At 70.0% G+C, this 11,407-nt stretch carries 5 protein-coding genes and 1 pseudogene; all 6 read right to left on the bottom strand.

Annotated elements, in window-relative coordinates; translation table 11 throughout:
• Positions 1-151: 151 nt before the first annotated feature.
• The gene (locus tag AC27VN_RS19435; RefSeq protein ID WP_490877554.1) at positions 152-1,507 is read right to left on the bottom strand and encodes an esterase-like activity of phytase family protein; all 1,356 of its coding nucleotides are present in this window, start codon (positions 1,505-1,507) and stop codon (positions 152-154) included.
• Between the two features lie 73 nt (positions 1,508-1,580).
• Positions 1,581-3,938 carry a penicillin-binding protein 1C gene (gene pbpC / locus AC27VN_RS19430; RefSeq protein ID WP_490877553.1) on the bottom strand — a complete coding sequence of 786 codons (2,358 nt, stop codon included), beginning with the start codon at positions 3,936-3,938 and terminating at the stop codon, positions 1,581-1,583.
• A 20-nt stretch (positions 3,939-3,958) separates the two neighbouring features.
• Positions 3,959-9,982 (bottom strand): alpha-2-macroglobulin family protein, encoded by a 6,024-nt coding sequence (locus AC27VN_RS19425; RefSeq protein ID WP_490877552.1) that lies wholly within the window; start codon positions 9,980-9,982, stop codon positions 3,959-3,961.
• A 115-nt stretch (positions 9,983-10,097) separates the two neighbouring features.
• The gene (locus AC27VN_RS19420) at positions 10,098-10,574 is read right to left on the bottom strand and encodes a DUF2269 family protein (protein WP_208513843.1); all 477 of its coding nucleotides are present in this window, start codon (positions 10,572-10,574) and stop codon (positions 10,098-10,100) included.
• Positions 10,571-10,948, bottom strand: coding sequence for a DoxX-like family protein (locus tag AC27VN_RS19415; RefSeq protein ID WP_490877551.1), 378 nt, complete (start codon positions 10,946-10,948; stop codon positions 10,571-10,573). Before AC27VN_RS19415 ends, AC27VN_RS19420 begins: the two co-directional genes overlap by 4 nt.
• Positions 10,945-11,407, bottom strand: a pseudogene (locus AC27VN_RS19410) (saccharopine dehydrogenase); the annotation flags it as partial. The gene AC27VN_RS19415 and the pseudogene AC27VN_RS19410, both read right to left, overlap by 4 nt.

Raw genomic sequence — 11,407 nt, 5'->3', positions numbered from 1 at the left:
GACGGCGTGCGAAGTCGTTCGGGAAGTCATGGAAAAAGGGGAAAGGCCAGGGCCGGGAGAATGAGAATAATACTCATCTGATGCGATTTCCCCAAGGAAACGCCCTGCTATCTCGACCCGAACGCAGGGCGATAGCGGGCGCTTCCGCCGCTCACTTCGCCTGCAGCAGCGCCCCCGCCTCCAGCAGCACCAGCTCGTTGTCGTCGGCCTTGTTCGGCTCGCGGCTGCTCGAGAAGGGCAGGTTGTTGTCGTTGCCGACGACGATGTGGGTGGCATCCACCACGTCGACGTTCTCGATGGTGAAGAACGGGAACTTGAGCACGCCGTCGTTGAGCGGCTTGCGCGCAAGCTTGTCGGGGTCGGCGATGTTCAGCAGGTCGATGTAGCCGATCTTGCGTACCGGGCCGCCGACGTTGGCGTCGCTGAGCTCGACCTTGTAGACGCGTTTGAACTTCGCGATGTCGTGGAAGCAGTCGGTGCGCTTCTGGCCTTCGGGGCAGGCCTTGTCGCTGGTGCCTTCGCCGTTGTCGCGCTCGATGATCAGGCCCGTGGTGCCGTCGATCATGTTGAAGTCGCCGATGGCGTTGCCGTTGGCCTCGAGCACGTACGTCCAATGGCGGCCGGTCCACTTCTCGCCCGCCACGTCGAACTCGAGCACGCGCAGCGCTTCCTTGCCCTCGACCTTCTCGAAGTCCTTGGCCTCGGCGTTCCACACCGGGCCTTCGAGCAGCGCGTAGAGCTTGCTGCCGTCCTTCGAGGCGGCCATGCCTTCGAAGCCCTTGGAGCGCTTGATCTGGAAGTCGACCGCGCCGCCGGGCACGCCGGGCGTGGTCACGGCCGGGTTGTCGGGCGAGCGCACGACCTTGCCGTCGACCTGGGTGTCGAACACGGCGAGCACCTTGCCCTGGAGGTCGGCCTTGATCAGGTAGGGACCGAACTCCTCGCCGATCCACAGCGCGCCGCCGGCGAACTGGAAGCTCTCGGGATCGAAGTCGGAGCCGGTCAGGTAGCGCTGCTTGCTGCCTTCGTGGACGATGCGGAACGGCACCTTCTTGTCGGGGTCGTGCAGGAACACGGTGGCCAGGCGCTGGAACTTGCCGCTCTTGAAGTCGACCTTGTAGTGGTTGAGGTAGAGCATGAAGTCGGGCGAATTGGCCTTCGCGCCGGCACCGTTGTCGGTGAGGATCCAGAAGCTGCCGTCGTCCATCTTCTTGATGCCCGAGTGGCCCTGCAGCGGCTGGCCCTTGAAGGGCAGCGAAACGCCGGTGCCGCGGCCGCCCGAGAGGCCCTCGACGCTGCCGATGGCTTCCACGCGCTTGGGCGTGGTGAACTTGCCGCTGACCTGCAGGTCGGCCGGCGCATCCTTGGGCGCGGCGACGAAGCTCTGCGCGGGCAGCACGGCATGGCCGGCGAGGGTGGCGGGGAAGGCGGTCTGGGCCGAGGCACCGGTGGCGGCGAACGCAGCGGCGGCGGCCAGGGCGAGGAGGGAAAGGCGCGTCTTCTTCATGGAGATCGGGAGTCCGAGTCGAAAACGCGAGACCTTGCCGACGGCACGTGACGCAGCGGTGACACCAGCGCCACTAAGGTGCGATATCGACGATCACTTCACGCGACTCGGCCCGGCCTTGATCGTCGACCACGCGCAGCACGTAGCGCCGCCCCGACTCGGCCAGGTCGGGCATCCAGGCGATGCCCTCGCCGGGCGCGGCACGGCCGACCAGCGCATCGTCGGCGAACCAGTAGAGGGTCTGCGTGCCGGCCGCGGCCTCGGCGCGCAGCACCAGCGGCTCGGGCCTGGCCACGCGCAGCGTGTGGCGCACGCCGCGCAGCGGCGAGCTGATGAGCGGGGCGGCCTCGGGCGCGCCCGCGTCCTTCTGCTCGCAGCCATCGGCGGGCACGCTGGCGCGCGGCAGGCCGGCCTGGCGGAACAGGCGGCGCATGTCGCTGCCCCACTGCTCGACCACCTGCTGGCGCGCATTCGGCTGCGGACCGCAGACCACCTTGCCCGTGGTCTCGTCGACCCACACGGCGCGATGCAGGTTGCTGACCTGGATCGGCGACTTGCCGGCGATGAACCACGTGCGCGTACGCACCGGGCACAGCGCATCGGGCAGGCCACCGGTGGCGGCGCAGACCTCGACCTGGCGCAGGTTCGCCGGTTGCGTGGTCGCGACCTCGCCGGGATCGAGCCGCTCGGCGCGCAGCGCGTCGACCATGCGCAGGAACAGCGGCGCGGCCGCGTCGACGCCCACCAGCGCGGGGTTGCTGCTGCCATCGAAGTTGCCGACCCACACCACCAGCACGTGGCGGCCGAACACGCCCGCGGTCCAGGCATCGCGAAAGCCCCAGGAGGTGCCGGTCTTCCAGGCGATGGCGGGCCGCGCGGGCAGGGTGGTGTCGGGGCGCGGCGTCTGGCGCAGCATGTCGAGCGTGATGAACGAGGCCTCCTCGCTCAGCAGCCGCAGCGGCTGCGCGGGCCGCTCGTCGGGCGCGGGCTCGGTGTAGCGCAGCGGCTGCGCGATGCCGCCATTGGCCAGGGTGCCGTAGAGGCCCGCGAGCTCCTCGGGCGTGACCTCGCCGCCGCCGAGCACCAGCGCGAGGCCGTAGTGCGATTCGCTCTGCAGCTTCTGCACGCCGGCCAGCCGCATGAAGTCGTAGAGCCCGGGCTTCGAGAGCTTCGCGGCCACCGCGACCGCGGGCACGTTGCGGCTGCGGATCAGCGCCTCCTGCGCCGACAGCGGGCCCGCGAAGCGATGGTCGAAGTTCTCGGGCGTGTAGGGACCGAAGGCGGTCGGCGCGTCCTTCAGCATGGTCTTCGGATGCAGCAGGCCCTGGTCGAGCGCGAGCGCATAGATGAAGGGCTTGAGCGTGGAGCCCGGCGAGCGCTTGGCCTGGGTGCCGTTGACCTGGCCCGCGATGGCATCGTCGTGCCAGTCGGCCGAGCCGATCAGCGCGCGCACCTGCATGGTCGAGGCATCGAGCAGCAGCGCGCTCGCGTTGTTCATGCCGACGTCGGCATGCGTGCGCAGGTACTGGGCCATCACGCGCTCGAGCGTGGACTGCATGCGCAGGTCGATGGTGGCGCGGATCTCGACCGGCGCCGCGACGCCGGCATCGCTTCGCGGCTGCGCGAGCAGCATGTCGGTGAGGTGCGGCGCCAGGAAGGGCAGGCTGCCGCGCGACTGCGCCGAGAGCACGAGCTGCGCGTCGGGCGCATGCTGGCGCGCGGCGGGATCGCGCTCGGCCCACAGCGCCCACAGGCGTTCGCGCGCGGCCTGCAGCTCGGTGTTGCGGCCGCGCTCGGCGATGCGCTTGACCGGGTTCTGCGGAATCACCGCGAGCGTGAGCGCCTCGGGCAGGCTGAGCCTGGCGGCGTCCTTGCGGAAATAGATCAGGCTCGCGGCCTGCACGCCCTCGATGTTGCCGCCGTAGGGCGCGGTGTTGAGGTAGGCCTCGAGGATCTCGCGCTTGCCGTGGCGCGCCTCGATCCACAGCGCGGCGGCAATCTGCGCGACCTTGCCGCCGGCCGTGCGGCTGTCGATGCCGTAGAGCCGGCGCGCGAGCTGCATCGTGAGGGTGGAGCCGCCCTGGCGGCGCTCGCCGCTCGCGATGCGCCAGGCGCTGCGCACCAGCGCCGCGGGGTTGACGCCCGGGTGAGCGTAGAAGCGCCGGTCCTCGTAGAGCAGCACCGCGTCGATCAGAGTGGGCGAGATGCGCGCTAGCGGCACCCACAGCCGGTACTGCTCGTCGGCCGCGAGCGTGAGCCGCAACAGCTCGCCGCCGCGCGCATAGACGGCGCGCGAGCTGCCCACGGTCTCGCTGAGCGGCGCATGCGGCCACAGCCGCAGCAGCGCGAGCAGCAGGGCCAGCAGCACGCCCGCGATCAGCAGGCGGCGACCCCGGCCTCGCCATGCGGAACGCGTGCTCTTCGCGGTCATGGGTTCGCTCCCGCCTCGCCTCAGTTCGCGACCACCTGGAAGCGCGCACCGGCCGAGCGCGCGTAGATGCGCCGGTCGTACATCGCCTCGCCGTAGGCCGCGGGCACCACGAAGTCGCCGACGTTGGTGGCGCGCGCCTTGTAGGTCACCTCGAGCAGGTTCTTGTCGACGCTGCCGTAGAACACCACGCGGTCCTCGCGGATGTCGGCGTACTGCACCTTCCACGAGCCGTTGCCGCCCAGGCGCTTCTTCCAGACCGGCGCGTCGGCGTTCTCGCCCTCGGCATCGTCGCCCACGGCCTGCAGCACGGGCTCGAGGCCGCCGGGCAGCAGGTCGACCAGCGCGACGTCGGCGATCTGCGGCCGCTCGAGGCTGCGCACGCGCACCCGCACCGTGACTTCCTCGCCGAGCTTCGCCTTGGTGACCGGGTTGCCCTTGGCATCGAGCACTTCATGGAACACCTCGAGTCCCTGGTTCACCGCGGTGTCGGGCAGCTTGCGCTCGAAACCCTGCTCGGTCCAGCTGTAGTAGAGGTTGAAGTCGCTGTCGTTCGAGAGGCCCAGCTTCGCGGTGCCGGCGGGCACCGCGGCGCGCGCCACCGGGTTGACGGCGCCGAGCGCGAGCGCCGCGGCCTTGCCCTGCGCATCGATGGCCGAGGCCGTGAGCTTGCCCTCGGCGTTCTGCGCCACGGCATCGAAGTAGGCATCGACCGCCATCAGCATCGCGGCCGACGACAGGCTGTTGTACCAGCCGTCGCGCACCATGCCGGCCATGCCTTCCCACACCGCGGGCTTCAGCGTCTTGAGGCGCACGGGGAAGTGCCGGCCCACCAGGTGCAGCATCATGCTGTCGTGCACCAGCGGGTCGTAGTAGCGGCCCCAGACGTTGCGGCGCTGGTTCTTCTCGGTGCGCGCGAGCAGGTCGGCCCACACGGGGTTGAGCAGCTCGTTGGCCACCTGCTCCTGCTTCACGAGCTGGTAGCTCGCCGCGAGGTAGACGGCGCCGAGGTCGTCGCTCCAGCCCGCGGTCTGCTTGGCCTGCTGGTTGCGCCAGGTCTCGCGCAGGTTGGCCAGCGCGGCCGGAACCACGATGCCCTGGCGCGTCAGCAGGTAGGCGGCCTGCGTGCGCTGGCGCCAGCCGTCGAGCGACGAGTCGCCGCTGCCGAGCCAGCCCTGCAGGTAGGTGTTGGCGCGCTGCAGCAGGTCCTGCGGCACCGGCAGCTTGTGGTCGCGCGCCTCCACCAGCAGGTGCACCGCATAGAGCGTCGCGAACGGGTCGGCACCCGCGCCGGGCCACAGCGAGAAGCCGCCATCGGCCGTCTGGCGCGCGCGCAGCTGCACGAGGTAGCGCTCGAGCGTCTTGCGCGCCTCGGGCAGCGGGCCCTGGTCGGCCGTGCGGCCCCGCGCCATTTCCTTCAGCAGCTCGGGCCGGCCCGCGAGCAGCACGGCCGGGAAGGTCTGGCTCGTGATCTGCTCGGTGCAGCCATGCGGATAGGCCTCGAGGTACTGCATGAGACCGGTGGCGAAGGCCCAGGGCGCGGCCGACACCGCGAGGTCGCTGCGGCGGAAGTTCGGATAGAAGTCGCCCTTGCTCGCGATCTCGCCCGAGCGCTGGAAGCTGCCGGCCTGCACCAGCGAGACGAAGGGCGAGGCGGGCCGCACGCTCACCTCGGTGGCGAGCCGCGCGCTGAAGTTCTTGTGCGTGGAAGTGAACACCAGCGCCGAGGAACCCAGCACCGCCTGCTCGCCGGGCTTGGCGCGCACGTTGAACCTGGTGCTGGCCTCGCCGCGCTCGTTGACCTTGAGCGTCTGCGTCGCCTCGCCGACCACCTCGAGCCCGCCCGAGGCGGTGAGCGTGAGCGCGATGGGCGCTTCCTTGCCCGAGCCCGCGATGTTGTTGGCCAGGCCCACGCCGACCTCGACCGTGTCGCCGGGCGCCATCGCGAGCGGCGCGTTCGGCAGGATCACCATGTCGCCGCGCACCGTGGTGCGGGTGCTCTTCGCGGCGGTGGTCTCGTCGTTCACTGCCACCGCCATCACGCGCAGGCTGCCGTTGAAGCTCTCGGGCACGGTGTAGCTGAACTCGCGGCTGCCGTTCACGTCGACCAGGCCCGACCAGTAGGCCACCGGCTTGTCGCGCTTGCGCTTGAACGGGTTCAGGTGCTTGCCGAGCTCGCCTTCGCCGTCGCCGCCGGGCGCGGCGCCCTGCATCAGCTTCTTGAACTCGGGCAGGATCAGGTCGAGCGTCTGCAGGGTGCCGACCTCGAGCGCGCGCTTCTGGAAGAAGTGCTTGAGCGGGTCGGGCGTCTTGTAGCGCGCCACCTGCAGGATGCCCTCGTCGACCGCGAACACCACGGCGCGCGTGGGCTGGTCGCTGGTGAGCTTCATCTTCACGGTCTGGCCGGGCTTCACGAGCTCGGTGCTCGTGAGCTGCAGGTTGGCCGTGCGCTTCGACAGGCTGGTCGCGAAGGGCGCGATGCCGTAGGACAGCGGGCTCATGTAGACCTCGTCCGAGGCCGGGTCGCGCACGAAGTGCACGTTGATGTAGCCGGTGCCCTCGAAGTCCTTGGGCAGCACGATCTTCTGCACCGAGGCGGTCTTGTCGGTCTTGAACCAGGCATGCGCATAGACCTTGTCGCGCTCGATGGTGATCAGGCCGGCGCCAACGTAGGGCGCGCGGATGCTGACCTCGATCTCCTGTCCGGGCTCGTAGTCCTTGCGGTCCAGCGTGAGCTGCAGCTCGGCATTGCGGTCGAGCGAGCGGCTGACGTTGGCGTTGCCCGCCACGCTGTACTCGACGCGGTTGAGCTCGAGCCCGCCGGCATTGCGCACCACGTAGGCGAAGTTGCCGGGCGTGCCGGTGTCGAGCGCGACGTTGTTGCCGGTCGCGGCGATGGCCAGCGGCTTCTCGTCGAGCACGATCTCCTTGCGGCGCGATTCGTAGCGGTACAGGCCGTTGTCCTGCTTGATCAGCACCGACAGCACCTTGCGCTCCACGCGCTGCAGCACGAGATCGGTCACCGCGGTCTTCTTGGCCTGCGGGTCGATCGCGATCACGTGCGCGTTGCGCGCCGCGCCCTTGCTCACGTAGCCGGTGTCGCCGTCGACCTTGACGCCCACCAGGTAGGGCAGGTCGCTCACCAGCGTGTGCGCCTCGGCCGACACGCTGCGCCCGCCCTCGGGCTCGAAGGCCTTGGCCAGCACGTGCACCTGGTAGGTGGCGGCCTCGAAGCGCGACAGCCGCAGGTCGAACTCGGCCTTGCCCTCGGCGCTGGTCTGCACGCTGCCGAGGTCGTCCACCTGCTTCTCGGCCGCGCGCTGCGGATCGAAGAAGGCGTAGTCGGTGAAGGCGCGGAACACCGGGAAGGCCGGGCTCAGCGTGAGCGTGCCCTCGACCTTGCGGTCGGGCGCGGGCGTGCCGAACAGGTTCTGCACGTCGATCAGCGCCTTCATGTCCTTGGGTTTCACCCAGCCTTCGGCGATCTCGCTGCTGAGCTTGGCCGTGACCTTGGTGCGATCGGGCAGGAACTCCTGCACCTTCACCGTGGTGCTGCCCAGCAGCAGCCCCTGCACCTCGGGCGCGCCGGGCGAGGACTCGCGCGGCAGGTAGAGATTGACGGTGTAGTTGCCGGTGGGCGAGGTGTCCTGCGTGGCGTGCGCGATCTCGGCCGCGCCGCCGGGGCCGAGGCGCAGCTTCTCGCGCCGCACGCTCAGGCCGCGCGCATCGATGACCTCGGCTTCGAGCGGCAGGTCGCGCAGCGAGGTGCCCCAGTTGCCGGCCTTCACCATCATCGCGATGTGCATGGTGTCGCCCGGGCGGTAGATGCCGCGGTCGCTGAAGACGTAGGCCGTCATCTGGTTCGGCACGCCGGCCGCGCGCAGGCCGCCGACGTCGAAGCGCGAGATGTCGAGCGTGCGGTCGGTCTTGTTGAAGGGCAGGAAGCTCAGGTCGCCGTCCTTGCGCACCACCAGCACCACCGGCTGCTTCTCGCGCTGGAAGCCCGCGAGGTTGGGCAGCTTCGCGCGGCCCGTGGCATCGGTGGCCTGCGACGCCACGATCATGCCGTTGCGGCCCCACACCTCGACCAGCGCGCCGCCCACGGGCTGGCCGTTGGCGATGCTCTGCACGAACACGTCGCGCGTGCCGTCGAGCGACTTCTTGGCGACGATGCCCAGGTCGGTGACCAGCACCAGCCGCTCGTCCTTCTGGTCCTCGGGGTTGCCGCTCTCGGGGTTGCCCTCGTCCTCGCCCGAGGACTGCTGCTCCTCGTCCTCGGACGACGCCTCGGTGGCGTCCGCTTCGCCCTCGGGCTTCTTCTTCGCCTTGGGGTCGAAGCCCTGCACCTTGAGCAGGAACACGCCGCGCCGGTCGCTGATGTCGCTGCGCAGGTACTCGGCGAAATCGACCGTCTCGTAGTGCGCCTTGCCGGGCGGAATGGCCAGCGGGATCTGCTTCTCGAAGCGGTCGACCAGGTTGTCGGTGCCGAGGCCGCCGTAGAACTTGGGATGCGAGAAATCGCCGTTGCTCTGCGTCACCAGGTGCTGCAGTTGCTGCGGCAGCAGGCGCCCGATCTCGACGCGCACGCCCGGCAGGTCGCGCACCAGGATCGGCAGCTTGCGCTCGCCCGACAGTGCGAGCAGCGAACCCTGGCTCATGATCGTGAGCTCGGGCGCGAAGGTCTTGAGCAGCTGCACGCTCTGGACGGCCGTGCCGAGCTGGTAGCCGCCGGGCGTCTTCAGGCCCTTGGCCACGCGCACCAGCAGGTAGCGTCCGCTCTCGGCCTGCGGCAGGCGGAAGCTGACCGTCTCGGTCACCTCGCGCTCGCTGGCGATGGGCTGCAGGCCGATCTTCTTCGCGCGGCGCAGCACCGCGTCGGTGATCTTCGCGGGATCGGCGGACCAGTCGAACTTGTCTTCCGGGTCGCCCTTGGGATCTTCGGTGGCCGGCAGCAGCCAGGCCTGCACCAGGCGCGCCATCTCGCGCTCGTGCACCGGCATCGAGGCGCTGACATGCATCACGTGCTCGGGCTCGCCGTTCTCGCCGGTGACGATGGTGGGTTCGACACTCGCAATGTCGAGGCTGAAGAGGCCGGGGATGTCGACCGCGCGCGAGACATCGTTGCGCTGGCCCGGGCCGCCCTTCAGCGCCACCGCGCCGGCGGTGAGGCTCAGCAGCACGGGGCGGGTCTTCTCGGGAATGGGCAGGGGCTCGGACTGGACCGTGGCCGTGAGGCGCAGCTTGTCGTAGCTGACCGTGAATTTCTCGCTCGCGCATTTGCCGACGCTGAAGAACGAGCTGCTGCAGGCCTGGTCGTAGGTCAGCACCAGCCGTTTCTCGAACTCGGCGGTGTTCACGGGATGCGAGAAGCGCACCTGGAACAGCGCGCGCCGCACGTTGGCCTGTACCGGGTCCTGGTAGAACTCGGCGCTCGCGATGCGGGCGCTGAACTCGGCCGAGCTGAAGTCGTACTTGCGCTGTTCGATCTCGATGTGCGGCGCCAGCGCCTCTTTCGAGAGCTGCACCTTGTAGGCCTGGCCCACCGGCCAGTCCTGCACGGGCAGGAACTCCAGCTTCTTGGCATCGGTCCAGGTCCAGCGGCCCGCGATGGCCGGCTCGATGCCGACACCCGTCGCCTCCTGGCCGACACGCGCGATCGGCGCGACCGAGGCCGAGAAATTGATCACGACCGGATTGGGCCCCTTGTCGAGCTCGATCTGCGTGCGCGGCGGCGGCACGATCTGCGCGGTCGCCACCACGGGCTCGACACGGTCGGGCGTGAGGCCATGCCACCACTTCAGGAGCTGCGGGCTGGCCATCCAGCCCGCGAACGCCAGCAGCACCAGCAGCAGCACCCAGACGAGCCGCTGCTGCAGCCATTGCAGTCCGAGCAGCAGCAGCGCACCCGCGATGCGCAGCCAGCCCGGGGGTCGCCAGGAACCGATGAGCCCGCGCGCGAGCGGGCGCAGGAAGCCGAGCGCGCGGCCCAGCCCGGTGAAGAGCACGTCGCTGAGCGACGCGAGTTTTCGATTGGCAACTTGAAGCATGGAGGCTCCCCCGGTGTTTTTGTCGGCGTCTGGCAGTCTGTCCGCGGTCTGTGAACCCATGGCGGCGTGTGTGAAGTCTGTGTGAAAACCGCACAGGCCCGCGCCCCGGCCCGGCTCAGGGCGAGAGCGCGGGCTTGTTCACCATGAGCCAGAAGACCACGACCATGGCCACGAAGGCAGGGTAGCCGAGCCACTCCCACCAGCGCTGGTAGCGCGCATACAGCGGCGGCAGCGGCAGGCCGTCGCGCTGCGCCTGCCCGGCGATCGCGGCCATGCGGATCTGCAGCCACACCACGGGCAGCCAGCACGCGCCCGCGAACACGAAGAGGCCCAGCGACAGCGCGAGCCATGGCGTGGACAGCGGCCAGCCCGCCATGTGGGCGAGCGCGAAGCCGGTGGCCGGCTGCAGGATCACGGTGGGCGTGGTGAACCACCAGTCGGCGCGTACCACCAGCCGGCTCACCACCGCCTGCGCCGCTACGCTGCCGCTGCGGTTGGCGAAGAACATGTAGAAGGCCGAGCCCAGCCCAGTGCCGACCATCAGCACGCTGGAGACGATGTGCAGCCACTTGAGGACCAGGTAGGTGTTCATGGCGTGGCGCGTCGGTACAGGTGCCACAGCAGCGCGGCGATCGGCAGGTTCTTGAGCAGCGGGCCCAGCGGATGCAGCCACAGCGCCGGCTGCAGGCCGGTGGCGACGGCCGTCATGAGCAGCAGCAGGCCGAGCGCCGCGAGGTAGCTGGCGCGGCCCGGCCGCCACCACAGCGCGAGGCCGACGAGCAGGTCGGCCGCCGCGCCGCCGACGATCAGCAACTGCACCAGCCAGGGCGGCGAGGCGATGCCGGCCTCGGCCAGCACGTGGCGGCTCTGTCCATCGAGCTCGACGATGCTGACGACGGCCGTCACCAGCCAGACCGCGACGAGGCTCAGGCGCAGCAGGCGGTCGTCGTCGGCCGGGCGGGTCATGGCATTCGCGGCGTCTCGTCGACCACGTCCGTCACCATGCCCCAGCGCGCGAACTCGGGTTCGAACTCGGGCAGCGCGAGCAGGCCCATGCAGGCCTGCGCGCCGACGGGCAGCACATCGCCGCGCGCGAGCCGGCGCGCCAGCAGGATGGCGGCCATGCAGGGAATCTCGGGCCCATGGTTGTCGTCGGCCGCGATGTGCCAGGCACGGTGCGCGGCGGCGCCTCGTGCGTCGATGCCTTCGACGCGCACCACCATGCCGCCGAGCGCGCTGCCGAACGCATCGAACAGGCCGCCCGTGGCATGCAGCAGCCGCGCCAGCTTCTGCGGCGCGGGCAGCAGGCCGATGCGGCGCAGGGCCGCCAGGAAGGCGAAGGCCTGCTGCGTGAGGCCCACTTCGAGCGCGGCGCGGAACATCACCGACTGCACGCCCGCATGGCGCGCCGGGAAGAGTTCGAGG

This window comes from Variovorax sp. 20P10.2.4, from assembly GCF_058244205.1.
The sequence above is the reverse complement of the archived record's forward strand: the minus strand, read 5'-3'. Positions and strand labels throughout refer to the sequence as shown.

Bases quoted from the DNA above. Each gene is read 5' to 3' on its own strand.
- AC27VN_RS19420 (WP_208513843.1), bottom strand. From the start codon at position 10,574: ATGAACACCTACCTGGTCCTCAAGTGGCTGCACATCGTCTCCAGCGTG.
- AC27VN_RS19435 (WP_490877554.1), bottom strand. From the start codon at position 1,507: ATGAAGAAGACGCGCCTTTCCCTCCTCGCCCTGGCCGCCGCCGCTGCG.
- AC27VN_RS19415 (WP_490877551.1), bottom strand. From the start codon at position 10,948: ATGACCCGCCCGGCCGACGACGACCGCCTGCTGCGCCTGAGCCTCGTC.
- pbpC (WP_490877553.1), bottom strand. From the start codon at position 3,938: ATGACCGCGAAGAGCACGCGTTCCGCATGGCGAGGCCGGGGTCGCCGC.
- AC27VN_RS19425 (WP_490877552.1), bottom strand. From the start codon at position 9,982: ATGCTTCAAGTTGCCAATCGAAAACTCGCGTCGCTCAGCGACGTGCTC.